This window comes from Nonomuraea sp. NPDC001699, from assembly GCF_053596455.1.
In genome coordinates, this window is sequence record NZ_JBSFGF010000022.1 from 26,006 (window position 1) to 51,498 (window position 25,493).

The following is a 25,493-nucleotide window of genomic DNA, read 5'->3' on the forward strand; positions in this document are numbered from 1 at the left end:
ATGAAGGACTGCCATCAAGGGGGACAACCTTGCACGTGGGACGCTCAGCGCACTATGCACTCCGCTTGACGTACCTCATTCGCCCCCGTATTTCGCGGTGAGCGTGTGAAATCATGCATTTAATCGAACGCGAGTACGAGGTCGAACTGCTCAAATATGCCTTGGCCGAGAGCGACGAAAGACGGGGGCATTTCGCTCTCATCGTCGCTCCGACGGGCTTCGGGAAGACGCGCCTGTTGCACGCCCTGAACGACCTGGCGATGGAGTCGGACATCACCTGCATCAGCGCCACGTGCCTGCGGGACGAGCGCGCTGTGCCGTTCGGCCTGGTCAACCAGCTCTACCAGGAGTTGCGCCTGCTGGGCCTGACGGAAGGGGCGGCCTCGCAGCGAGGCGGCGGCGAGGCCGAGGAGTCGGGCTCGCTGGACCTGGCCTACGAGTTGTGGAATGCGATGGCCGGTTATGCGCGGAACCGGACCCTGCTGATCGCGGTGGACGACGTGCAATACGCGGATTCGCCGTCGCTGCGAATCCTGCATCATTTCGTGGGGCGTATGCACAACGCCAGGATTTTCCTCGCCTTGACCGCGAACGAGGACGCGACCGGTGTGGCCAGCCGGGTGGAGACCAATTTCCTGTACCACCCGCTGTGTGTGCGCGTCCGGCTGAACCCGCTTTCTCCAGCCGGCGCTTCCCTGATGCTCGTCCAGGACGCCGAAGGGAAATCGGATGAACAATTCGTGGCCGACATGCATCAGCTCACCGGCGGAAATCCGCTGCTCATTCGCGCGCTGATCGAGCAACGGCAGCACGTCGACGGGGACATCTTCGCCGGATCGCTGAGGACGCTGCTGCACCGCAGCGGGCCCACGGCGTTGAGAACGGCGCAGGGAGTCGCCGTCCTGGGCAGCGCGTCCACGCCCCATCTGCTGGCCGAGATGCTGGAGATCGAGATCGCGACGGTCGAACGCATCCTGCAGTGGCTGGAGACCGTCGGCGTGCTGGAGTCGACCCGGTTCCGACATCCCGTCGCCAGGACGGCCGTCCTCGCCTCGCTCGAACGCGCGGCCTCCCAGGATCTGCACTGGCGGGCGGCGAAGGTGCTGTACTCGGCCGGCTGCCACGCCGGCCTGGTGGCCGAGTACCTGCTCGAAGGCGGCGGCCAGCGCGCCGGCTGGGCGCTGGACGTCCTGCGCGAGGCCGCCGACCAGGCCATGGCGAGCCACGAGTTCAACCTCGCGGTGAAGTACTTCCGGGTGGCCGCCGAGCTGTGCGGCGACGGCGACCAGCGCGTACCGATCACGATGTCGCTGGCCAAGGCCGAATGGCTGCTGAACCCCGCCAGGGCCATCAGCCACACTCCGCTGCTCCTCCAGGCCGCCGAGGACGAGCTGCTGCGGGAGAGCGAGATCCATTGGCTGCTCATGTGCATGCTCTGGCACGGCCGCACGGCCGAGGCGGCGCAGCTCTACGAGCGGCTGAGGGCGATGTTCCAGGAGTCGGAGGGGAGTCAGGCGCGCGTCGGCGTCTGGTACCGATCGGCGAGCGCATGGCTGGCCAGCACGTACCCACCCCTGCTCCGGATGGTGCGAGGGGCTCACGACCCGGCGTCCCCGGCCGGCGTCCCCCAGGCGCAGCACGGCGAGGACCTGCACGAGCGCGCGGTCGTGGCGCTCAGGAGCAACCTGCGGCACGAAGAGGGCGAGACGGCGCTGAAGACGGCGGAACGCATCCTGCAATCCGTGCAGCTGGACGAATGCATGGTGGAGACCGTCGAGTCGGCGCTGTTCTCGCTCGTCTACACCAACCAGGCCGAGCAGGCCGACGCCTGGGCCGAGGCCCTGTACGGCCGCGCCGAGCGACATCGCGCGCCGACCTGGATCAGCGCGCTCGCCGCCTTCCGCGCCCACATCGCCATCACCATGGAGGACCTGCCGCTGGCGGTCGAGCACGCCCTGAACTCCCTCCAGATGTTGCCGGCCCACTGCCTGGGCGTCCGCGCGGCGCTGCCGCTGGCCAGCCTCATCGAGGCGAACCGGCAGATGGGCAGGCCCGACCAGGTCGAGCGCTACATCCACCGCCCCCTCGCCAAGTCCGTCTTCCAGACCAGGTACGGGCTGCACTACCTGACGGCGCGGGCGAGATACCTGGCCAGCATCGATCAGCCCGACGCGGCCCGCCGCGACATTCTGAAGTGCGGCAAGCTGATGTGCGACTGGGGGCTGGACAATCCGCTGCTGTCCCCGTGGCGTCTGGACGCGGCGGCGATCTCGGTCGAGCTGAAGGACAACGCCTACGCGCTCGCCCTGCTGGACGAGCACGGCTCCCGGCGGCATGCCGAGACGCCGTGGATCAAGGCGGCGTCGTTGACCGTCCTGGCCTCGACGGAGGAGGTCAGCAGGCGGCCGCGGCTGCTACGCCAGGCCATCGACATCCTGCTGGACGCCGGCCGCGACGTGCAGCTGGTGAACGCGCTGATGCAGCTCGGCTACTCGCTCGCCGTGCTGGGCGAGGCGGACCAGGCCAGCCTGGTGATCCGGGAGGCCGACAGCCTCGCCAAGAAATGCAAGGCCGCGCCGGTCAGGAACGAGGTGTCAGTGATCGCCGAGAACAGCTTCAATGTCGTGAAGAACACCTTGACCCCGTCGGAACACCGGGTCGCCCTGATGGCGGCGCTGGGATACACCAATCGGGAGATCTCCAGCCGGATGCACATCACCGCCAGCACGGTCGAACAGCACCTCACGAGCACGTACCGGAAGCTCAACGTGAAGGGCCGCAAGGACCTGCCGCTCCTGCTCTCCAGCCCGTAGGGGGCATGCGCCCGGAGCCGGTCGAGAGGTCAGGCGGAGGTCCTGTGATCGGGGACGGGGTTCTCGCGCTTCTCGATCGCCTGGGCGAAGTGCAGCCAGGCTTCGGCGCTCGCCCGCGCGACCCGCGCCAGCCGGGTCGCGCAGTGCGGCGGCACGCTGTCGCTGAGCATGGTCCAGTCGCTCGTCCGTGAGGCCATCTGCGCGATGTCCAGCAGGCGGAGGATCGTGCGTCCCCTCTCGCTCATCCGCAGCGACGGGTCGCGTCTGAGCTGTTCGAGCACGGTGGCGATCTCCTCCGGCGGCGCGCTCTGGGGCGCCTTGCGCGGCTGGTCGGCCTGCTGGACGTCGTCGTCGCGCAGCTTGCCGGGGACCGGGTCCTCACCGCGGCGCACCCGTTCGCGGACGTCCCTCGCCGTGGCGAGCGCGATCCCCGCCGCCTCGGCGATCTCGCGGAGGGGGGCCGAGGGCCGCTCGGCCATCAGCCGTCCGGCCAGCTGACGCCCTTCCGACGTGCTCAGGGGACGGGTGCGCCCGTCGCGACCCGTGCGGGCGTTCAACTGCTGGGAATTGCCAGTTGAACGCCTGCGGATGGAGGCGACGGTCGTGTGCGACAGGCCGCTCAGCTTGGCCACCAGCCGATCCGACCAGTCCGAGTGGGAGACGAGGATGCGAGCGGCCGCGGCCGTGCGGTCGGCCCGCGACAGGGGCAGGCCGTGCGCCGAGTTCAGCTTCACCGCCAGCACGAAGGCGTCGTGGTCGCTGCCGTCGAAGAATCTGGCCCTGATCGTGGTGCCGCCACGCAGGCGCACCGCGTTCAGCCGATGCATGCCGTCGATGACTCTCATGGTGGGACGATGGACCACGATCGACGGCAACTCGATGTCGAGCTGTGCCAGCGCGCGCACGTGCAGCGGATCCTGGCCGGCGATCCTGGGCGAGTCTCCCGGCCGCAGGACGGTGACGGGGACGACCTCGGACTCCTCCGACAGGCTGCCGAGGAACGGATCCGTCTGCTGCGTCACCTGAATGTCACGTTCCGTGTCCGCCGGCGAGCCTGGTTCCGCGCCTTCCTGCAACGCCGCGATGGTGTTCTCGCTCGACGCCGCCAGAGGGTCGAACGCTATCCGTTGCACACGTTCGGAGCAGAAATCGACCCTCTCGGCGAACGTATGCATTTGCCGAATCCTCCCCGTATGAAGACGCTGTGGAGTAGGCGCGTCACCGGCTGGAAGCCGGCCACAGGGGAGAGCGAGGCGGAGGTCGGCCGCTCCCCGGGCCGGTCCAACCATGTGAGGTGACTATTCGATCAGTATAGTTAAGACGCGCAATTTGCCCAGTCAATCGCCGAACTTTCTTCGGCGGCCTGCCCTGCCAAGGCGCGCGACATAACTGACACCCTGCTTTGGGGTGTAAACAGTGGTCAGGACGATGTCCGCGGAATAAACACGCGACTTACACAATATGAAGGTCCGTGACCCCGCCGGAGTTTTGGTTGAGCCGAAATGCGCCAGGCTTTTCCGCTGCTTCACCGGGCCCCGTAGTCGGCCTTCTTCCGGCGCAGCCCGATGATGACCAGAACGCCCGCCAGCACGGATATGGCCATGCTGGAGACGGCGGCAATGTGCATGCCGTCGACATACGCCGCACGCGCGGCGGCCCGTAAAATCTCGCCGGATTCTCCGGACAGCTTTTCCGCCGTCGCCAACGCGCCGCCGAGGGTTTCCCGCACCGCCGCCGACGGCACTTCCGGCATTCCCGTCAGGTCGGACCCGAGCAGCGAGCTGCGATAGACCGCCAGCCCGATGCTGCCCAGCACGGCCGCGCCGAGCGCGGCGCCGAACTCGGTGCTGAACTGGAAGGTCCCCGAGACGGCGCCGGCCTTGGAGCGCGGCGCCAGCGCGACGACCATGTCGGAGGTCACCGCCGAGGCCGAGCCGATGCCCCAGCCCAGCAGCGCCGTCGCCGCGACGAGCGTCACCGGGTCCGGTTGCGTGTCCAACCGCACGACCTGCAGGAACCCCACCGCCATCGAGAGCATGCCCTGGCCGATGATGAACCCCGGCCTGACCTGCCGGGCGATGCGGGCGGCGAGCGTGGCCCCCAGGATGGAGGTGACGGCCGCGGGCGAGGTCGCCAGGCCCGCCACGACCGGCCGCAGGTCCAGCACCAGCATCAGGTACTGGGTGAGGAACAGCGTCGTCCCGACGAGGGAGAACATCGCCACTGCCGCGGAGGTCAGGGAGAGGCTGAACCCGACGTTGCGGAACAGGCTCAGATCCACCATCGGCGCCGCCAGCCGCCGCTGCCGGCGCAGGAAGAGCGTCAGGAAGACCGACCCCACCGCGGCGCCGGCCACACAGGCGCGCAGGTCCCCGCCGGACGAGAGCTGCTTGATCGCGTACACCAGCGGCAGGGCCGCCAGCAGGAAGAGTGTGCCGCTCGCGATGTCGAAGGACTTGCTCGCATCGAGATCGGGGCTCTCGGGAATCAGGAACGGCCCGACGACCAGCACCAGCGCGACCAGGGGGACGTTGATGAGGAAGATGGACCCCCACCAGAACCTCTCCAGCATCCAGCCGCCGACGATCGGGCCCACCACACTGCCGACGGAGAGCGTGGCCGCCCACAGCGCGATGGCCATCTGGCGTTTGCGGGTGTCGGTGAACATGACCCGGATCAGGGCGAGCGTGCCCGGCATCAGGCTGGCCGCGGCAAGGCCCTGCAACCCGCGCGCGACGATGAGGAACTCCGCGCTGGGGGCGAAGGCGGCGCCGGCCGAGGTGATGCCCAGCACCGCCGATCCGGCCAGCAGCAGGCGCCGCTGCCCGATCCGGTCACCCAGGTTCCCCATGGGGAGCAGCAGCCCGGCCAGCGCGAACGTGTAGATGTCCACGATCCACAGCTGCTCGACCCCGCTCAGTCGCAGGTCGGCCGTGATGGCCGGGAGCGCGAAGAACAGGACGGTGACGGTGGTGGAGGTGATCAGCAAAGGCAGCATGAGGACGGCCAGCCCGGCCCACTGCTTTCCTGCCTTCTTGCCTTCGCCAACGACGTTCACGTTTTGTCTCCGAGCACGGTGATGTCAGGGAAGCGCTGTCGTGAGGGGCGCCTGTGGCGGCGTCGCATGAATCAGATCACAAAGCCGCCCGAAAGTCGCTACCCGCCCAGCGACCTGAGCCAGTCGTCGATCGCCGCAGCCGTGGTCGGGGCCTCGCTTTCGAGAACCGTGAAATGGTCACCTCTGACTTCGCACAAGGTGTGTTCGCCCGGCCAGGTGGCCCGCCACTGCCCTGTCCGGCGTCGTTGTCCGTCGGGGCCCGACGGCAGCGGAGTGTCGGGGGCGAGGCAGAGAACCGGCGTCTTGACCGGTGCCGGGCCGGTGTGCTCGAAGAGCTCCTTGGTCAGGCGGTAATAACGGCCCATCGCGGCCATCCTGGCGTCGGTGAACGGACCGAAACGATCCTCGCGCTCGAACATGCCCTCCGTCATCGCGTCGCCTATCTCGTCGACGACGGTGAGATCGGGGAACGTGTCCAGCAGCACGAGCCCCTCCGGATGGAGGCCGATGCCCTCCAGGTGGGCCGCCGCCGCATAGGCGAAGTTCCCGCCGGCGCAGTAGCCCAGCAGCGCGAACGGTCGCCCGCCGGCCGCCTCGGCCGCGCACTGCGCCCAGAAGCGGACCACGGCGTCCACGCTGTCGGGCAGCGGCTCCTCCGGCGCGAATCCCGGCACGGGCAGCGCGTAGAGATCGCGGACGCCCTGGAACCCGGCCGCCAGCCGCGCGAACTGCGCCGCCCCTCCCAGCGCCACCGGGGTGCTGAAGCAGAACAGCGGGGGCGACCCGGGCCCGGACGCCAGCAGCAGCGGCGCCGGGGCCTTGTCGGGCGTCTCCCCGGCCCGGAAGGAGGGACGCAGCTTCGCCACGGCCTCCAGCATCGCGATCGCCTCGTGCAGCTTGCCGCCGGCGGTCGCCTCGTGCAGCAACGTGCTGAGCGAGCCGTTGCCGTTGAGGGCGGAACCGGCACCGTCCTGCCCGTAGAGCTCCGCCAGGAGATACCGCGCCAGGTTGGCGGGGGTGCGCTGGTCGAAGACCAGGGTGGCCGGCAGGCGCAGCCCGGTGATCCGGTTCAGGACGTTGCGCAGCTCCACCGCGCCCAGCGAGTCGAAGCCGACTTCGAGGAAGTTCTTGTCCGGTCCCACCGCTTCGACACCGGCCAGCCCGCGGATCTTCACGGCCTCCGCCCGGATGTGGGCGACCAGGGCGTCCTGCCGTGCGGCGGGGGACAGCGGGTCGAGTCTCCTGCGGAGGTCGGTGTCCTGGGCGCCGGCGGCGGCGGTGGTGTCGGTCGCCAGGGCCTGCGCGTACTCAGGGACGGCCGACACCAGAGGGCGGGGACGCGACAGGGAGTAGGCGGGGGCGAAACGGTCCCACTCGATGTCGGTGACGACGTGCTGCCGATCGGGCGCGGCCAGGGCATGGGAGAGGGCCTCGGCGGCCAGGTCGGGCGGCATGATCCGGACGCCGATCCTGGCCAGCCGATCGCCGACGGCGGCGTCGACCATGCCGCCGCCGCCCCAGGCGCCCCAGGCGATGGACGTGGCGGGCAGCCCGGCGGCGCGCCGGTGCGCCGCGAAGGCGTCCAGGAAGGCGTTGGCGGCGGCGTAGGGGGCCTGGCCGTGCTGGCCCCAGACGGCGGCGCCGGAGGAGAACAGGACGACGACCTCCGGGGAGTGATCGCGCAGCACCTCGTGCAGGGCGAGCGTGCCCGAGACCTTCGGGTGCGCGATGCGGGCGACGTCGGCCAGGGTCTGCTCGGTGATGAGGCGGTCGGGGGCGGCGACCCCGGCGGTGTGGATCACGGCCGTCAGCGGATGAGGCAGGCGGTCCAGGGCGGCGCGCAGAGCGTCGGGATCGGTGATGTCGCAGGCGACGACGCTCACCGTGCTGCCTGTGGCGGCCAGTTCCGCCTGGAGGTCGCCGGAGCCTTCGGCGTCGGGGCCGCGCCGGCTGAGCAGGACCAGGTGGTCGGCGCCCTGAAGGGCCAGCCGGCGGGCCAGCTGCCGCCCGATGCCCCCGGTGCCGCCGGTGATCAGGACGGTGCCGTGCGGACGCCAGGGAGCGGAGTCCCGGTCGTCGGGCAGCGCGCGGATCATGCGGCGGGCGTGGGAGGCATGGGCGCGGACGGCGATCTGGTCCTCGCCGCCGGCGCCGGCGATCGCCGCCCGCAGGCACGCCAGGTCCTCGGGGTCGGGCAGGGCGGGCACGTCGACGAGGCCGCCCCACGTGGCTGGCTGTTCCAGGGCGGCGACCGTGCCCAGGCCCCACAACCACGCCTGGCCCGGGTCTCTCACCTCGTCGGAGGCGTGGACGGCCACCGCCCCGGAGGTCACCACCCACAGGGGCGCGGTCGTGCCGGCGTCGGACAGGGCCTGCATCAGCGTGACGGTCGCGGCCGCTCCGCGGGTCAGGGGCGGGAAGTCCGGATGTGCGTCCTGGTCGAGGCCGAGGAGGGAGAGCACGCCGGTCACGGGGGCGTCGGAGCAGGCGTGCCGGATCTGCTCGGCGAGCCGCGTGCGATCGGCGTCGGCCAGCTCGACGGTGACGAGCTGGGCGCCATGGGCGGTCAGGTCGTCGGCGATCCGGCCGGGCAGCGGGTCGCCCGCGGTTGCGGCGGTGACGGCGACGAGCCATCGGCCCAGGCCGGACGGGTCGCCGACGGGAGAAGGGGGCAGCGGGTGCCAGGCCATCTCGTAGCGCCAGCGTCGCAGCACGTGCTCGTCGTGCCGGCGCTGCCGCAGCCGGGTCAGCGCGGGAACGACCGCGTCCACGGCGGAGGCGTCCACGTCCAGGCGCCGGGCCAGGTCGCCGGGGGAGGCGTCCCGCAGCATGGACCAGAACCCGTCGTCGTCCGCGGCCCTGGCCGCGGCGGAAGGCCGCAGCCAGTAGCTCTGGTGGCGGAAGGCGTAGGTCGGCAGGTCGGCCACGCCGCCATCGGGCGGCAGGACGGCCGGCCAGTCGACGAACGTGCCATGGGCGTGCAGTTCACCCATCGACAGCAGGAACCGGCGCCCGCCGCCCTCGTGACGGCGCAGCGACGAGTGCGCGCGAGCGTCGGCGCCGCTCTGCTCGATGGTCTGCTGGACGCTCATGGTGAGCACGGGATGAGGGCTGACCTCCAGGAAGGTGTGGTGCCCGTCGGCCAGCAGACGCTGGATGACAGGGTGGAACCGCACCGGTTCACGCGCGTTGCGGTACCAGTACTCGGCGGTCAGCTCGGCGCCGTCGATCGGCGCGGCGGTGACGGTGGAGTAGAAGGGCACGCGGGCCGGGTGGGCGGCCAGGGGCCCGACGAGGTCCAGGAACTCCTGCCGCAGCGGCTCGACCTCGGCGGAGTGGGACGGGACCGTCGAGGTCAGCGAGCGGGCCTGGATGCGCGCGGCCCGGCAGCGGGAGACGAAGTCGGCCAGCGCCTGCGGGCTGCCGCACACGGCCGAGGCCGTGGGGCTGTTGGTCGCGCTGACGGTCACCGGGACGCCCCAGTCGGCGATGACCTGACGCACCCGGACCTCGCCCAGCTCGACCGCCGCGATGGCGCCCCGGCCTGCCAGCCGGTCCGCGAACAGGCGGCTCCGCCCCACGATGAGGCGCACGGCGTCGGGCAGGGACAACGCCCCGGCCACGTACGCGGCGGCCAGCTCGCCCTGCGAGTGGCCGACCACCGCCACCGGGCGCACCCCCACCGACTCCCACAACGCCGCCAGCGACACCATCATGGCGAACGTCAGGGGCTGCAGAACCTCGATCCGCTCCAGATCCGGCGCGCCCGGGGCCTGGCGCAGCACGTCCAGCGGTTTCCAGTCGACCAGCTTCTCGATCTCGGCGAAGCAGTCGCGGAGGCGGGCGGCGAACACGGGGCTGTCCTCCAGCAGCTCCAGGCCCATTCCGGCCCACTGCGAACCCTGTCCGGGAAAGACGAACACCGCGTCGCGCCGCCCTCCGGCGGCGACCCCCTCGACGACCGACGCGTGCGAGCGGCCCTCGGCCAGCGCCGTCAGGCCCGCCAGCAGCTCCGTCCGGTCCCGGCCCACCACGACCGCCCGGTTCTCCCAGTGCGTACGCCGGGTCGCCAGGGCGTGCCCGATCGGCTCCGGCTCCAGCTCCGCGTGCTCGCGCACGTGGGCGGCCAGGCGTCCGGCCTGAGCCCGTAGGGCCCGTTCGCCCCGGCCCGACACCGTCCACGGCACTGTCCACGGCACCCGTCCCGGCGCCATGACACCGGAGGCGTGGGAGTCTGCGGGCGGATCGGGGTCGGGGGCCTGTTCGAGAACCAGGTGGGCGTTGGTGCCGCTGACCCCGAAGGACGACACTCCCGCCCGCCGCGGCCTGCCCCGGTCCGGCCAGGGCCGGCCCTGTTCCAGCAGCCGTACGGGCCCGTCGCCCCACTCCACGTGGTGGGTGGGAGCCGACACGTGCAGAGTCCGCGGCAGGTGGCCTTCCCGCAGGGCCATGACCATCTTGATCACACCGGCGACGCCGGCGGCCGCCTGGGTGTGCCCGATGTTCGACTTGACCGATCCCAGCCACACCGGCTCCGCCGCGTCGCCGTCGTGCCCGTAGGTGGCCAGCAGCGCCTGCGCCTCGATCGGGTCGCCCAGCGCGGTGCCCGTGCCGTGCGCCTCCACCACGTCCACCTCGGACGCCGACAGCCGGGCGTCGGCCAGGGCCTGACGGATGACGCGTTCCTGCGACGGGCCGTTGGGCGCGGTCAGCCCGTTGCTGGCGCCGTCCTGGTTGACCGCCGATCCCCGCACCACCGCCAGCACCGGATGCCCGTTGGCGCGGGCGTCGGTCAGCCGTTCCAGCAGCACCATCCCGACGCCCTCGGAGAAGATCGTGCCGTCGGCGTCGTCGGAGAACGCCTTGCAGCGGCCGTCTCGGGCCAATCCGCCGAGCTGGCGTCCGATGTCCACGATCTGCGTGGTGGACAGGATCGTCACGCCTCCGGCGAGCGCGAGCCTGCTCTCCCCGCGCCGCAGCGACGCGCACGCGAGGTGCATCGCCACCAGCGAGGACGAGCACGCGGTGTCCACCGTCAGAGCCGGCCCCTCCAGCCCCAGCGTGTACGCCACCCGCCCGGACATCACCGAGCTCGACGTCCCCGTGCCCAGGTAGCCTTCGGTGCCCTCGGGGAAGGGGCCGCCGCCGATCCCGTAGTCGTTGCCGAACGCGCCGACGAACACGCCGGTCGCCGTGCGTCGCAGGGTGTGCGGGTCGATCCCGGCCCGCTCCAGGGCCTCCCAGCACACCTCCAGCAGCAGCCGCTGCTGGGGATCCATGGCCAGCGCCTCCCTCGGGGAGATCCCGAAGAACGCCGCGTCGAACCCTCCCGCGTCCCGCAGGAAGCCGCCTTCCAGGACGTAGGGGAGGCCGTCGGGGGAGTCGTCCATCGTGGTCCTGAGGCTCCAGCCCCGGTCCTGCGGGAAAGGCCCGACCCCCTGCCTGCCCTCGCTCACCAGGCGCCACAGGTCCTCGGGGGAGCCGACGTCGCCGGGGAGCCGGCAGGCCATGCCCACGATCGCGATCGGTTCGTGCTCCTTCGCGTCGAGCTCACGCAGGCGCTGGTTGGCGTGCTGGAGTTCCTCGGCCACCTGGCGCAGATACTTGAGGAGTTTTTCTTCGTCAGCCATTTGCCGCCTCCTCCGCGCTCATCGCATGGGGGTCGCCTGCCGATGACGGCTCACGAGATCATCAAGGTCCTTGACGATGTCATGCGGAGTGGGCATGGAGAGCATGTCCTGACGGATCTCCGCCGCGCTCCGGGCGAACGTCTGCTCCTCCAGGACCCGCTGCAGTTCCCGGCGAAGGCTCGCCGCACTCACCTGGTCGGGCGGAAGATGCACGCCCGCGCCGCGGGTGGCGACCCCCTCGGCCAATTGGTGGGCGTCGTAGACGGAATGCGGAATGATGATCTGCGGTACGCCGTTCAGTATCGCCGTCGCCGTGGTTCCCCAGCCGCCATGATGAATGATCGAGGCGCAGCTCTTCAGCAGGAAATTGTTCGGGACGAATCCGGCGAATTTAATATTGTCCGGGATCGCCGTCACGGAATCCCCGAAGGGCGGTTCGCTCAGCACGATGACTTCGACGTTCAGGTCCACGATCGCCTCGTAGAGGTCCTTGAGCGCGAAGGTGGCGCCGGTGCGCCACACTTCCTCCAGCGAGACTCCCATGGTGAGACAGACGCGGGGGCGATCCGGAATCGACTCGGACAGCCAGGAGGGGAATGCCCCGGGGTTGTTGTGCGCGACATAGCGCATGGGCAGGTGAGCCGACTCCGTCGGATATCTCAGCCAGGACGGGACGGAATCGAGCGTGGCGTGCCCGAGAATGACGCTCTCGTCGTAATCGCAGCCGTACTTCGCCAGCTTGGCGGCCACCCAGTCGCGGACCGGGTCCTCGTCCTCGGCGCCGGGGCGATCCTTGCGCAGACGCAGGAACAGTTCGCGCATGCGCGCCCAGTGGTCCAGGCCGCAGGTCGTCCGGACGTGCGCCGCGCCGCACACGGTCGCCGCCACCGGCCCGGAGAAGGTGACCGAGTCCCAGACGACCAGGTCGGGCTTCCAGTGCCGGCAGAAGGCCACAAGGTCGTCGTACATCGTGTCGTCGACCATGAGGTCCAGCGACAGCGGGGAGGCGAGCGCCGCGAGGGTGTCGCGCGTGTATTCATAGGTGAGGACGTGGGGCCGGGTCTCGGTGATGTCATATTCGGTGCCGTGAATGGTCTCCTCCGGCTGCAGGTTCGCCATACGCTCGGCGAGCCTCGCCTCCTTGCCGACCGCCACGCCGGTCAACCCCGTATTGTTCACCGCGTTGAGGAGATCCGGCTGTGTGGCCACCACCACGTCGTGCCCTGCCGCCTTGAGCGCCCATCCGATCGGTGCGGTCAGGCAAAGATGACTGGTCGCCGCGATTTGAGTGATCACCACACGCATATTCGGGGTCCTTTCGTGGAGCTGCCGGCGGAGTATCCAGACATGCTTCGCAAACCCTCACTGATTCACCCGACATGGTATGCACCAGACCTGGAGCGATATCCCCCTACGGCCCCCCTACGGCTCCCCTAGGGGGTGCGGCATTCTGTAATGCGCCGCCGGCCATTTTAATTCAATGAAAGGCGCAGGAATTCCCTTCGATTTCAGCGGCGCGGAGAGCGGCGGACCGTCAAGCCAGGAAGAACGCGGCCAGCGTGCGGGCGACCATCGCGGGATCGTTCTCCATGGGGATGTGGCCGGCCTTCGCGACCCGCACCAGCGTGGTGTTCGGCACCTCGTCGGCGAACCGCTGCGCGTAGCCGACCTTCTGGAAGGTGTCGTCCTCGCCCCACACCAGCAGCTTCGGCGCGTCGCAGGCGAGCAGGGCGGGCATGAGGTCGAGGGTGTGGCGGCTGTCGGCGGCGCCGGCCAGCGCCATCCAGGACCGCGCCACGCGTGGTGCGCGCCACGGGTCGAGATAGTCGGCCAGCTCCCCTTCGGCTACAGGCCGGGCCAGGGCGGTGGAAACGGCCACGCGCCGGGCGGCGAGCAACTCCTCCACGGTGGTGGCGGCGACCACGGCGGGGTCGCGGTAACGCGCCACGCCGGGCACCGGCCAGGAGTCGTAGCTCACCGAGTTCACCAGCGCCAGCCGGGGCACCGCCAGTTCGCCGCCCACCAGCAACCGCTGGGCGATCGCACCGCCGATGTCGTGGCCGGCCACGCCCGCCGGCGCGTCCATGCCGAGCGCCGCCGCGAACCGCGCCACCCAGGCGGCCAGTGCGGGCACGGTGGCCGTCTCCGGCGTCAGCTCCCCCTCCGAGCGGCCAAGGCCGGGGAGGTCGACGGCGACCGGCCGCAACCCGGCCGCGGCCAGGTCGTCGAGCACCGGCAGCCAGACCCGGCTCCAGTAGGTGCCGTGGAGCAACAGGACCTGCGGGCCGTGCTCGCCCGCCGTCAGATAGCTGGCCATGCGGCCGTCGACCTCGATCGTCATGCGTGTGGACATGGCCATAACCATGTGGGAATGGGGCAGCGCCGGTCAAATACCGTTTAGGGTATGGCCCCATGACGTTGACGCAGCTCCGAGTGCTGATCGCGGTCGCCGAGCAAGGCGGCTTCACCGCGGCGGCGGATCTGATCGGCATGTCCCAGCCCGCTGTCAGCCGCGCCGTCGCCGCCCTCGAACGTGAGCTCGGCGCCCCCCTGTTCGTCCGGCACGCCGACGGCATCGCCCTCACCGAGGCCGGACGGCGGGCCCATCTCCGGGCTCGCGAGGCTCTGCGCCACTTCGACCTGATCCGCGCGGAGGTGGCGGCCGCCGCCGGTGAGGTCACCGGGCCGCTCCGGCTGGCCAGCCTGCCCAGCGCCACCGGCACCCTCATCGCCCCCCGGCTGCGGACCTTCACCGACCGCTACCCCCAGGTCCAGGTGCGCCTGTTCGAGGGGGCCGACGACGACGTCCGCGGCTGGCTGCGCGGGGGCGCGGCCGAGGTCGGCGTGGTCACGCTCCCCGCCCCCGGCCTGCACACGATCCCGCTCAGCACCCACGAGATGGTCGCCGTGGTGCCGGACGGCCATCGCCTGGCCGGGCAGGAGAGCGTCCACATCGCCGACCTGGCCGGGCAGCCGTTCATCCTCACCACGGCGGGCTGCCGCCCGCTCATCACCGAAGCGGCACGCCAGGCCGGCGTCCAACTGGACGTCGCCTACGAGGCCGGCGGCCAGTCGGCCATCCTCGAAATGGTGGCCGCGGGCCTGGGCGTCAGCATCGTGCCCACGCTCGGCCTGCCGGCCGAGCTCGGACCGGTCGTCACCAGGCCGCTCGAACCACGCCTCACCCGCACGCTCGCCCTGGCCGTCGTGTCGCCGAGCGACCGCGGGCCCGCCGTACGAGCCTTCCTCGACCTGGCCGAACCCGGCTGATCCGGCCTTCGTCGGGGCGCGGAGGTTGTCAGTCCGGCACGTCCAGACCCGCGCTGCGGGCCGCGATCATCGCCGCGGTGACGAACTGCTCGTACGTTCCCATGCCGTTCTTCAGGCCGAAGAGGTCGGTCTGCCGGTACTCCACGACCACGTGCGAGGCCCGGTACGGCGTCGTCTTCTGCCCCATGGAGTACGTGAACCATTCCGCCGGCCGCCCGGGGAAGGGCTCGTGCGCGGGGTAACCGCGAGGCGGGGACATCGCGTCGTAGGCGACGCCGCGCGGGCCGTCGCCGCTCATGTGGACGGCCAGCGTCTCGTCGCCCTGGCCGGGGTCGCCGACCTGGATCGACCGCAGCCACCAGAAGAGGGTGAGCCGGTTGTCGTACGTGTGCCGCCCGCCGAGACCGTACGGCCGAGGGCACACCCGGGAATTCTGCTCGTCCTCGGGCAGGGCGTTGACCATGGCGTCGAAAGCGGACCGTTCCACCTCCGTCAGCGCGTTCATGTAGACCGAGCGCAGGTTCGTCCGCGGCAGCAGCGCGAAGCCCGCCTTCGGCCCGTCGTCGGAGGTGAGCTTCTGATGGGCGAAGACCCACAGCATGTACTGGATCAGCGTGACGAACCCGATGAGGTTGTCCGTCGGACGGCGTCCCGCCAGCCATGCGTGCACCCGCTCGCTCGGATCGAAGTCGAGCACCCTCAGCCGGTCGGGCAGCTGCACCAGCGGCACGTCGATGGTGGCCTGGACCGTTCCGTGGACGAGGTTCCCACCGGCGGTCAAGGCCAGGACGTCGCCCGCGGCACAGGCGGTCGTCATCACCGGGTTGCCGGCGGAGTCGAATTCGCACCTCTTGATGGGCGCCGCCAGCGCGACGGTGACGATGTTGCCCACGTTGGTGCCCGGCACGAAGCGCAGGCCGTCGGTCTGCTGGACGTCGTCGTGGGTCCTCAGGTGCCCCTGGGCCACCCGCACGGCCTGCGTCTTGTTGCTCGTCCGGCTCCTGCTCGATCGCCTGGGGCCGGTCGCCGTGTCGGCCTCCTCCTCGTCGGCCTGGAGGAACGCGGCAGGAAGCGCGGCGGGGTCGGGTGAACGGCTCGTCAGCAGGCTCAGCAGCTCGCCGATGAAGACGAGCTGACGGCGCAGGGCCGCCCATGTCGTCACCGAGTCGGTGATGATCTCGACGTCGCCGCCGTCGGACTCGATGGCCACCCCGGGGTCCTGCCAGTAGCAGACCCGTCCCTTGGACGGCAGGGCTTCCTCGGCCTGCCAGCCGTCCCTGGAATTCTTCAGAAACCTCAGCTCAGTACGCTGGAACTGCCATTCGAACCCGATCCTGGGCATGGGCGCCTCCATGGGATGTGTGCGGCCGCCCCTCCGGAGAGTGCCCGGCGCGTCCCAGATACGTGCCCGATGCTCGTCAATCGTGGAAGCGGTCCGGTTTCCTGGCCGCCGGTGTGCTCCTCGCGGTGACGGCGGCGGCAACGGTGCTCATAGGCTACGTGGGTGCAAACGTGGGCAAAGTGGACCGTCCTTCTGGTGCTGGCCGGGTTAGCCGGCGTCTACGCGATAGCCGGGTCACCCCTGGCCCTGGCGGTACTCGGCTTACAGGTGCTCTTCACCCGGCGCCGGTCCTGGTGGTTGATCGCGCTGCAGGCCGCCGCCGCCTACGGTTCCGTGTTCGTGTTCGACACTTCGGTCGGCATCCTCGGCTTCGTCGCCGGTTCCCTGCTGCTGACCAGGTCCTGGCCGCTCGCCCTCGTGGTGACGGGCAGCGCGCTGCTGCTGGGACCGGCCGACCCGGTGATCAGCATGGTCCTGATCGCCCTGATCGTCTACGGCCTGGCCACGATGCTGGACCGGATCCAGGAAGTGACCGCCGCTCGCCTGTCGCTGGCGATGACCGCGGCGGCCGAGGAACAGCTCCGCATCGCGGCGGAACTCAACCAGAGCCTGGGCGCCGCACTCGACACGATCGCGGCCAGCGCCCGGAAGGGCACGCCTGACGTGGAATCGGCCCGGCACTCGCTGAGCGAGGCCAGAGCCGCCGCCGTCGGCTACCGCGCGATGTCGCTGGCCCCCGAACTCACCACCGCCAAGGGCATGCTGATCGCCGCGGGAATCGCCACCGAGGTGCGGATGCGGCACGCGGAACCCCTCGGCCCGGCCGGCGCGCTGCTGGCCACCGTCCTGCGCGAGGCCGTGACCGAGATCGTCCGGCGCCGCGCCGCCTCCCGCTGCGTGATCGAGTCCGCCACAGAAGACGGCACGGTCCGGCTGAACATCGCCCACGACGGCACTCCCAGTGCCACGGACGAATTCCTGGCCGATCTCCCCGCCCAGGTCGCGGCGGCCGGTGGCACGCTCACCACCGGCGTCGACGACAACGCCCAGGTCTTCGTGGAGGTGGCGCTGCCCGGCACCACGCTGCCTGACCCGCCCGCCCTGTCCAGCAAGCTGTCGACGGCGGTGCTCGCGGCGGTGCTGGTCGGGTTCTCGGCCAAGGCGTTGCTGCTGGCCGGCTCATGGTGGCCCCTTCCTCTGCTGGTCGTCATCATCGTCATCCACCTGCGCTCGATCGAGGGCAGGCATCCGATCGCGCTGATCGTCATGGGTGTGCTGACGCTCGCCCCGATCCCGGTGTTCGAGCAGGCCTGGCTGGTGACGACCGGGTTCCTGACCGGGCCGCTGCTGCTGGCCCTGCGGCTGAGAGCGGCGGTGCCGCTGGTGGCCGCCGTCATGGCGCTGGTGGCGGGCACCGGGCTGGTGATCGGCCTGCCGTACCCGCTGGTGGTGAACTACACGGTCAGCACGCTCGTGACGGGGCTGGTCATCTACGGGCTGTTCACGCTGGCGCGGCTGGACCGGGAGCTGAGCGCGGCCAAGGACGGGCTGGCCAGGTCGGTGGTGGTGGAGGAGCGGCTGCGGGCCGCGCGTGACCTGCACGACCTGCTCGGGCACACGCTGGCGGCGATCCTGCTCAAGAGCGAGCTGGCCAGGCGGCTGGAACCCGAACGCGCCCGCGCCGAACTGGACGACGTGCTGGCCATGACCGAGCAGGCCATGGGCGACCTGCGGACCGTCTCCGGCGAGCGGGGGAGGCTGTCGCTGGCGGGCGAGGCGGAATCGGCGCGTTCGGTGCTGGCGGCCGCGGGCATCGAGGTCACGCTGGAACTCGGTCACGGCATGCTGGGCACCGAGGTGGAGACCACGCTCGGCGCCGTGCTGCGCGAGGCGGTCACCAACGTGTTGCGGCACAGCTCCGCCCGCCACTGCGCGATCAGCACGAACGCGCGCGACGGCGAAGTACGCATGACCGTACGCAACGACGGCGCGCAGGCCAAGCCGATCCGCCGCGGCTCGGCCGGGATGGGCAACCTGACCACGCGCCTGGCCGAGCTGGACGGGCGGCTGGACCTGGCCCGGGACGGCGAGTGGTTCGAGCTGGCCGCGACGGTGCCGACGCGCTCCTGGGTCCCCGCCTAGATCCAGAGTACGAGCGCCCACGTGGGTGGGAGCGGACGACTTACCGGCTTCTCCTGCCCGCACTCCTCATCAGTGCATCGAGGGCGGCGCGGCCCTCTTCGACGCGATGTGGGATCAGCAGGAGGGTATGGGCTCGTTCCAGCCGAGCGTCGATACCCTCCCACTGGGCGACGGAGGCCGCCAGCGCGTCCGGATCCGCGTGGAGCCTGCCGCCGGCGCGAGCAAGGCATGCGGAGGCCCAGTGGTTCTCACCGGCGGTGAGGAGCGCGGCCGCGAGCCGGTCCGGGGCGTCGGGCAGCCCGGCGACGACGGCCAGCTCGGCTCCCGCCGCCTGCGCGTACGCCGCGTAACGTCCCATGGAGAACGAGTCGAAAGCCCGCTCCACCAGGGCGGTGGCGTCGCTCAGGTCGCCGGAGTGCAGCGCGGCCCGGGCATCGACGAACGCGCCGAAGGAAGTCAGCCGGGCATGCCCGGCCTGCGCGTGGTCGACCACCACGCCGGCTCTGTGGCGCCAGAGCCGGAAACGCGCCCGGTCGTCGAGGAGTCCGTGGGCGAGCGCGATGGCCGACACGGAAGGCAGCAGCCATCCGGCCGGGGGGCGGCCGGCTCGTTCCCAGCCCTCCCACATCCGTTCGCCGTAGCGCAGGGCCGCGCCGAGGTCTCCGGTGAGGACGAGCGCGGGGATCAGCCTGCTGGCCGAAAGGTAGGGGTGGTCTCCGACGAGGTCGTCGGCCATCATGAGCCGACCGGCGCTGATCGCGGTGGGCAGATCTCCCGCGACGATCGCGTCGGTGCAGGCCACGTGCAGGGTGTCCACGATCTCGATGGCCGAACGCGGGTCGTCGCGGTCCATCTCCGACAGCAGTGCCAGCCGCTCCTCGGTGTACCTGCGGGCCTCGCGATGCCGGCCGGCCCGTACGGCGGCGGTCGTCACCGCGTCGAGCCCCGCGCTGATGAGCACGGCGTCGCGCGTCGTCCGTGCGATGTCGAGTGCGCGGGCGGCCAGGGCCGGGTCCGGGTCGAAGGCGCCCGGCCGCTCGGTCCAGGCTGCCGCCGTGGCGAGGGCCGCCGCCACGACCGGGTCGCCGGGGTCTCCGGCCTCGGCGGCTTCCGTGAGATCACGGCGTAGTCGTTCGCCGGGAATGCCCTCGGGGAAGGAGGCGAGAAACCTTGCGCCCGTCTCCACCGCACGGGCCAGGGCGACCGCGCGGCCGTTCTTGTCGCCCGCGGCATGGGCCTGTGCCGCTGAGGCGAGCAGCAGGTCGAACACGTTCTGCCCGGAGATGTTGTCCAGGGAGCAGTCGGCCGCGTTCCGCAGGTCCTCGGCCGCTTCGGCGGGGCCGGGCGCTCGTTCGGCGGCCTGTCGGTAATGGCCTTGGGCCTCGGCCAGGAACCGGCGGGCGAAGGTGAGGTGACCCAGCGAGCGGGCCAGCCGGTGCGCCGCCCCGCCCGGTCCGGGCGGGGCGGCGGCCAGCGCCGCACGCAGATCGTCCGCGACCTCGTCGAACTCCCGCCGCCAGACCTCGGCGTCGTCCTTCTGGCTGTCTCCGATCGGCGCCGCTGTCCCGGCGTCGTGCTGTCTGGCGGCGATCAGCCGCTCCTGCATGGCCGTCGCGGTACCGGCGGCCCACAGCAGATGGAGTTCCCGAGCCGCGTCGTACTCGCCGGAGTCGCGTAACAGGTCCTCGGCGAAGGCTCTGACGGTCTGCAGGAGCCGCCATCGGCTCGCTGTCCCCGGGGCGCGTACGACGAGGCTCTTGTCGACGAGTCGCCCCAGCACATGGCTCACGGCGCCGGGTCGGCGGCCGGCGGTGAGCGCCGTCGCGGCGGCCAGGTCGAAGCCGCCGCAGAACATCGATAATCGCCGGAACAGCGCCTGTTCCTCCTGGTCGAGCAGGTCGTGACTCCATTCGAGCACCGCGCGCAGGGACCGATGCCGCCGGTCGGCGGCCCGTCCTCCGGTGAGCAGCCTCAGCGTGTCGTCGAGCGCGACGAGCAGCCCGGCAAGCCCCAGAGAGGCGCTGCGGGCCGCGGCGAGTTCGATGGCCAGGGGAATGCCGTCGAGCCGGGCGCAGATCTGCGTCAGCAGGGCCGGGTCGGCGACGAACCCGGGATCGGCCGCGGTGGCCCGGTCGAGGAAGAGCGCCTCCGCGTCGGAGGCCAGGGGCAACGGGCCGATCGGCACGGTACGTTCGCCGGGCACGCCGAGGCGCTCGCGGCTCGTCACGAGGATCCGGGTGCCCGGACAGGCTGCCAGCATCCGCGCGGCGAAGCCGGCAGCGGTGTCCAGCATGTGCTCGCAGTTGTCGAGGACGAGCAGCGCCCGATCACGGCGAAGCCGTTCGATGACGGCGTCCTCCAACGGCTGCTGGGCGCGCTCACTGACCCCGAGCACCTTGGCCGCCGCCTGCGCGACGAACCCGTCCCGGACGGGAACCAGATCCACGAACGCCCCGCCGGCCGGGTACGTGGAGCAGATCTCCACCGCGAGGCGGCTCTTGCCCGCGCCGCCAGGACCGAGCAGGGTGACCAGCCGGGAGGCGCCGAACGCCGCCAGGACCGCCTCGTGTTCTCGTGCGCGCCCGACGAACGAGGTCATCGGGGTGGGAATCCCGGGGTGCGGCGTGTCCGGGATGTCGCGGTCCACGCCGGCCTGCACCGCCTGCTGGGCCAGCTCCTGCCGGTCGGCCACGCCGTACTTGCGCAGCAGCGAGGCGACGTGGCTCTCGACCGTGCGGACGGAGATGCGCAACCTGTTCGCGATCTGCGCGTTCGACAGCCGCGCCGCCACCGCCGCCAGCACCTCGGCCTCGCGCTGGGACACCTTTGCGATCATTCGGACATCATCACGTACGTGTGGACGTCACGGAGGTCTCAGTGGCGAATCAGTGGAGTCCACGGATGTCGGACAGCTGCCACGTGAAGCATTCTGATCACGCAAGCGACGAACACGAACACGAACACGAGGGAATCGACATGGACAAGGTCATTTCGCAGGACGGCACCGCGATCGCCTACGACCGGATCGGGCAGGGCCCGGCGGTGATCCTGATCGGCGCCGGCCCCAACGACCGATCCGCGACCGCGCCCCTGGCCGAGCTGCTGGCCAAGGACCTGACCGTCTACAACTACGACCGGCGCGGCCGTGGCGACAGCGGTGACACCGCCCCCTACGCGGTCGACCGCGAGTACGAGGACATCGAGGCGCTCATCACCGCGGCGGGCGGGTCGGCGCACCTGTACGGCACCTCCGGCGGTGGCATCATCGCCCTGGAGGCCGCCGCCCGCGGGCTCGCCGTCGACAGGCTGGCGGTGTGGGAGGTTCCCTACATCCTGCCCGGCACCCGTACGCCGGTGCCGGCCGACTACCGCGAGCAGCTCGTGGCGCTGCTGGCCGAGGGCCGCCGGGGCGACATGTGCGAGCTGTTCCTCACCGCCGCGGTCGGCATCCCGGCCGAGTTCGTGGCCCCGATGCGCGACTTCCCGGGCTGGCCGGCGATGGAGGCCGTGGCCCACACGCTCGTCTACGACGCCACCATTACCGGCGACTTCTCCCTGCCCGCCGATCGGCTGACCGGCGTCACGGCCCCCACCCTGGTGATCGACGGCGAGACGATCCCGTGGATCAGCAGCACGGCGCAGGCCGTGGCCGATCTGCTGCCGGACGTCCGGCGGGCCACCCTCACCGGTCAGCCTCACAACGTGGACCCCGAGGCCATCGCCCCCGCGCTCGCCGCGTTCTTCACCGAGGCCACAGCGTGAGCACCATCGTCTCGCAGCTGTTCGTGTCGCTGGACGGTGTCGTGGAAGCCCCCGAGCAGTGGCACTTTCCCTACTACGACGAGGAGATGGCCGCGGCCGTCTCCGGCCAGCTCGACGAAGCCGACATCCTCCTGCTCCACCCGGTCGTCCTCGGTCATGGAGAGCGGCTCTTCGCCGGCAGCGGTCCGACCCCGCTGCGACTGGTCCACTCGGCCGCCTTCGCCACCGGTGTCCTGCACCTGATCCATCACCCTGGCCCCTGACAAGGCCGGGGCAGGGCCCCCCGACAACGCGCCTGTGGCAGCCTGCACCGTGAGGCGCAATCACAGGCCGGGCCGGGTGGAGCCGGACGCATGGCGACGTAGCCGCCGCCACACGTGACGCGGCTGGTCGCCCAGATGCCTCAGGAAGCGTCCCGGGCGAGGCGTTGCGACACGGCCGCGTGATCCACACCCAGCCGGGCAAGCAGTTCTGCCGCCGGGCCGGGACGATCCAGTTCCAGTAGTGCCCGCAGCAAGTGCCTGGTGTCGACGTCGCGGGTCCGGGCCTTCGCGGCTTTGACGGCCTTCGTCAGGACCGCCTGGGCGGTGGAGGTCATCGGCGGGTACTTGCGGGAGGGGGCGCCTGGATCGGTGGCGAGGCATCCCAGGTCGATGCCGACGGCGCGTAGGCTTCACGGTCCAGCGCCTCCAGGGCCGATCTGCCTGTCCTGCTGGACGGCGCTCCGGTCGCCGTTGTGGCGGTGGCGGCGTGAGTGTCGCGCGTGGCCGCGTTCTTGTACGGGGTTGCCCGTCGTCTTACCCGTGCCGGACCCGCCCGACGTCAGGCCCGTCACATCTGCGGCTGACAGAGATGGTTACCGTCTCGGGTGCCTGGCGGCCGTGCTCGCGGAACTGGGCGGCCGGCTGGATCGCCGATCCACCGCCGGCGGCCTCGTGCTGTGCACGGCCACCGGCGTGGTCTACCTGACGAGTCTCGCCCCGGCCGTACTGAGCACTTACAGACCGCGCGGAATAGGGCTTGGGGCGGAGGGCGCAAGTGGCTACGTGCCTCGGCTGTCGATCATCATCGTGACCAGGCTTGACCTATGCTGAGCCGATGACCGGCAACGGCGCACCGACGAGAAGCTCGGGCGCTGAAGAGCCTGGCGTTGACGCGAACCTGCCCGCGACTGTGCGTATCGCCGGGGTTGTGTTGAGAAGGATGGAGAGCCCTCCATCGCTGGCCTGCTGGACCGGTTACTTCCCGGAGCCGACAGGCGCGGTCGAGACCGGGATGAGTCTGGTGATCGAGCCAGCCGCCCCGCCGGAAGAGGCCACCCTCCATTTCGCTCACGACGTCGTGAGCCACTTCGATGTCTTCGTCGACCAAGCTTTGGAGTACTGCCGCACCCGACTCCGGGAATCGCACTTCGAACTCACAACTGAGGAACTGAGCTGGCTCGACCTTCCGGAGTTGCCCCTGGCAGGTCCCGAAGCAACCGTGTGGGCCGACCAAACCTGGGCAATCCGTTTCACGGAGAGCAGGCTCCGGCTGGCGGACCCCTACGGAATCCTCGTGACGTTCAACGGAAGGCAGCCTGTCGACGTTGAGGGCCTCGACGACGAGCAATGAGCCGCTCGACGCGCCATCGGGCGAGGCGCTGGAAGGCGTTCTGCCAGGCATGGGTACGCTCCACATGCCACCTGTCGCTTGCCTGGACCGATGCCTTCTCGCCCTTGTGCGCGATCCGGCCGTCCAGGCCACGTTCGGCAAGCAGGGCGCGGGTCTTGTCGGAGTCGTGGCCGGCGTCCAGGTGCACGGTGATGTCGTCGGGCAGGGGCCGGAGGTCGTCCAGCGGGTCCAGGGTCGCGGCGAGCAGCGGGGAGTCGTGACGGTTCGCTCCGGCCAGGACACGGCCCAGCGGAATGCCGTAACCGTCCGTCATCCCGGAACGCTGCAAGCCCTGCTTGCCGCGGTCGACCGGGAAACGCCCCGCCACCTCACCACCACCAGGCGCCTTGGTGATGCAGCCGTCCACAGCAATCCGGTCGAGGACCAGGCCGACGATCCGGTCGTAGGACTCCAGCGCGATCCGCTTGAACTGCGCGAAGACACCCAGACGTATCCACTCGTCACGACGGCTGCGGATCGTCGTGGCCGAGCACGTCGCATCCGCGATCGCCTCATAGGAACAGCCGAAACGCAGCACGTGGAGGAGCGTGCCGTCACCGATGCCGTCACGGGAGCCAGGTCTCGTGCAGGTGCAACCACGTGGCGGCCTGGAGGACCGCCGTGGACTGCCGGGTCCGATCCGGCTGGACCTCCTGGTAGGTGGCCACCGCGAGGGCGCCGTCGGTGGCGACGATCCGTACGTGGCGGATCTCGATGGTCAGCCCGGGTGCCCTGCCATGAAGTGCCTCGACCTCGGCGAGGACCTGGTCGCGGGGGAGCGTCCGGCCGTCGGGGGTGATGAGCGTGAAGCCGGGGGCGTGGGCGTCGGCGAAGCGGGCGAACTCCTCCCGCGCGGCGGCACCGGTGAGCCAGCGTTCGATGACCTCGTGGTGGCGGACGATCTCCGCCTCGACGCCGTTCACCGGGTCGCCCAGGGTTGGGCGGCGATCCAGGTGCGCAGCGGCGTCAGCCGGAGGCCCAGCAGATCGGCCACCGCGGGGTCGGCCGCGAACAGGTCGCGGTCGGCGGCGGCCCAGCGGTAGGTGGCCGCCACCACGGCGGCCGTCGGCGCGCCCAGCGCCATCGTCAGGCCCGCCTCGAACTCGTCCGGATCCTGCGCGGCGTATCGGGCGCCGAAGACGGCCGCCAGCTCGTCGCCGGTCACCACGTCGGGCCCGCCGAGCCTGAGCACGGCTCCCTCCAGATCGTCACGCACGAGCGCGGCGTGCGTGGCGGCCGCCAGGTCGTCGTGCGAAAGCCAGGGCACCGGCAGGTCGGCGGGCAGCGGGTAGCGCAGCACGCCCTCGGCCGCCAGCGGACCCGCCACCCACGGCGCGGCCAGGTTGTCCAGGTAGACCGGCGGGCACAACACCACGACCGGCAGCCCGGCCGACCGCAGCGCCCGCACCGCCCACCGGCGCGTCTCGAAGGCCGCCACCTGCGTGGTGGCCTCGGGCAACCGGTTGGCGGTGTTGAACACCAGCCGCCGCACCCCGGCCGCCAGCGCGGCGTCGCGCACATGATGGACGTGGGCGGCCACCGTGTCCGGCTCGTAGACCATGGGGAGCGTCACCGAGGCGTGCGTCACCCCGGCGAAGGCCGCCTTCACCGCCTCGGCGTCGCCGAGGTCGCCGGTGACCGGCTCCACCCCGTGCGGAACTCGGCCGCTCCTGGTCAGGCCGCGCACTGTGTGTCCCTCGGCGACGAGCCGCCGCGCGACCGCGCCGCCCTGGGCGCCTGCAGCGCCGATCACAAGAAAGGTCATGCCGGACAGCCTTCACCCAATCGGCGATACGCTCGATAAAGCGAAATATCGGGTTATT

Annotated in this window: 16 protein-coding genes and 1 pseudogene; 6 read left to right on the top strand and 11 right to left on the bottom strand. The window is 71.0% G+C overall.

Annotated elements, in window-relative coordinates; all coding sequences use genetic code 11:
* The first annotated feature begins 113 nt into the window (after positions 1-113).
* Complete coding sequence (locus tag ACWCSU_RS41320) at positions 114-2,813, top strand: helix-turn-helix transcriptional regulator (protein ID WP_449942104.1); 2,700 nt, start codon at positions 114-116, stop codon at positions 2,811-2,813.
* A 29-nt stretch (positions 2,814-2,842) separates the two neighbouring features.
* Here ACWCSU_RS41320 and ACWCSU_RS41325 read toward each other — a convergent pair whose 3' ends face one another.
* From ACWCSU_RS41325 to ACWCSU_RS41345, 5 genes are all read right to left on the bottom strand, one after another.
* Complete coding sequence (locus ACWCSU_RS41325) at positions 2,843-3,835, bottom strand: ParB/RepB/Spo0J family partition protein (RefSeq protein WP_449942105.1); 993 nt, start codon at positions 3,833-3,835, stop codon at positions 2,843-2,845.
* Between the two features lie 503 nt (positions 3,836-4,338).
* Positions 4,339-5,871, bottom strand: a complete 1,533-nt coding sequence (locus tag ACWCSU_RS41330) for an MFS transporter (RefSeq protein ID WP_449942106.1) — start codon at positions 5,869-5,871, stop codon at positions 4,339-4,341.
* 98 nt (positions 5,872-5,969) lie between these two features.
* Positions 5,970-11,501, bottom strand: coding sequence for a type I polyketide synthase (locus ACWCSU_RS41335; RefSeq protein ID WP_449942107.1), 5,532 nt, complete (start codon positions 11,499-11,501; stop codon positions 5,970-5,972).
* Positions 11,502-11,519: 18 nt separating this feature from the next.
* Positions 11,520-12,806 carry an activator-dependent family glycosyltransferase gene (locus ACWCSU_RS41340; protein WP_449942108.1) on the bottom strand — a complete coding sequence of 429 codons (1,287 nt, stop codon included), beginning with the start codon at positions 12,804-12,806 and terminating at the stop codon, positions 11,520-11,522.
* Between the two features lie 229 nt (positions 12,807-13,035).
* Positions 13,036-13,854, bottom strand: coding sequence for an alpha/beta fold hydrolase (locus ACWCSU_RS41345; protein WP_449942109.1), 819 nt, complete (start codon positions 13,852-13,854; stop codon positions 13,036-13,038).
* A 59-nt stretch (positions 13,855-13,913) separates the two neighbouring features.
* Between ACWCSU_RS41345 and ACWCSU_RS41350 the strand changes: the two genes are divergently transcribed.
* A complete protein-coding gene (locus ACWCSU_RS41350; RefSeq protein ID WP_449942110.1) occupies positions 13,914-14,771 on the top strand; it encodes a LysR family transcriptional regulator in 858 nt (285 codons plus the stop codon).
* A gap of 28 nt (positions 14,772-14,799) precedes the next feature.
* Here the strand turns inward: ACWCSU_RS41350 and ACWCSU_RS41355 are convergent, their stop codons facing one another.
* Positions 14,800-16,113, bottom strand: coding sequence for a hypothetical protein (locus ACWCSU_RS41355; protein WP_449942111.1), 1,314 nt, complete (start codon positions 16,111-16,113; stop codon positions 14,800-14,802).
* Between the two features lie 162 nt (positions 16,114-16,275).
* On the opposite strand from ACWCSU_RS41355, the gene ACWCSU_RS41360 reads away from it, so the two are divergent.
* Positions 16,276-18,255, top strand: a complete 1,980-nt coding sequence (locus tag ACWCSU_RS41360; protein WP_449942112.1) for a histidine kinase — start codon at positions 16,276-16,278, stop codon at positions 18,253-18,255.
* A gap of 40 nt (positions 18,256-18,295) precedes the next feature.
* Here ACWCSU_RS41360 and ACWCSU_RS41365 read toward each other — a convergent pair whose 3' ends face one another.
* The gene (locus ACWCSU_RS41365) at positions 18,296-21,091 is read right to left on the bottom strand and encodes an ATP-binding protein (RefSeq protein ID WP_449942113.1); all 2,796 of its coding nucleotides are present in this window, start codon (positions 21,089-21,091) and stop codon (positions 18,296-18,298) included.
* 140 nt (positions 21,092-21,231) lie between these two features.
* Between ACWCSU_RS41365 and ACWCSU_RS41370 the strand changes: the two genes are divergently transcribed.
* Both ACWCSU_RS41370 and ACWCSU_RS41375 read left to right on the top strand, forming a co-directional pair.
* Positions 21,232-22,017, top strand: coding sequence for an alpha/beta fold hydrolase (locus tag ACWCSU_RS41370; protein ID WP_449942114.1), 786 nt, complete (start codon positions 21,232-21,234; stop codon positions 22,015-22,017).
* On the top strand, positions 22,014-22,280 hold the full coding sequence (locus ACWCSU_RS41375) for a hypothetical protein (RefSeq protein WP_449942115.1): 267 nt from the start codon (positions 22,014-22,016) through the stop codon (positions 22,278-22,280). The genes ACWCSU_RS41370 and ACWCSU_RS41375 overlap by 4 nt, the downstream gene beginning before the upstream one ends.
* Positions 22,281-22,420: 140 nt before the next feature.
* On the opposite strand, the gene ACWCSU_RS41380 is transcribed toward ACWCSU_RS41375, so the two are convergent.
* Positions 22,421-22,615: a Clp protease N-terminal domain-containing protein gene (locus ACWCSU_RS41380; protein ID WP_449942116.1), complete on the bottom strand. Its 195-nt coding sequence runs from the start codon at positions 22,613-22,615 to the stop codon at positions 22,421-22,423.
* A 500-nt stretch (positions 22,616-23,115) separates the two neighbouring features.
* On the opposite strand from ACWCSU_RS41380, the gene ACWCSU_RS41385 reads away from it, so the two are divergent.
* A complete protein-coding gene (locus tag ACWCSU_RS41385; protein ID WP_449942117.1) occupies positions 23,116-23,631 on the top strand; it encodes a hypothetical protein in 516 nt (171 codons plus the stop codon).
* Here the strand turns inward: ACWCSU_RS41385 and ACWCSU_RS41390 are convergent.
* The 3 genes and pseudogenes from ACWCSU_RS41390 to ACWCSU_RS41400 all read right to left on the bottom strand — a co-directional run.
* Positions 23,630-24,259: pseudogene (locus ACWCSU_RS41390) on the bottom strand (IS5 family transposase); the annotation flags it as partial. The gene ACWCSU_RS41385 and the pseudogene ACWCSU_RS41390 sit on opposite strands and share 2 nt — an antisense overlap.
* Positions 24,237-24,593 carry a DUF4440 domain-containing protein gene (locus ACWCSU_RS41395; RefSeq protein WP_449942118.1) on the bottom strand — a complete coding sequence of 119 codons (357 nt, stop codon included), beginning with the start codon at positions 24,591-24,593 and terminating at the stop codon, positions 24,237-24,239. The gene ACWCSU_RS41395 and the pseudogene ACWCSU_RS41390, both read right to left, overlap by 23 nt.
* Entirely contained in the window at positions 24,590-25,435 is an 846-nt protein-coding gene (locus tag ACWCSU_RS41400; protein WP_449942119.1) for an SDR family oxidoreductase, read from the bottom strand. Before ACWCSU_RS41400 ends, ACWCSU_RS41395 begins: the two co-directional genes overlap by 4 nt.
* Between the last annotated feature and the right edge of the window lie 58 nt (positions 25,436-25,493).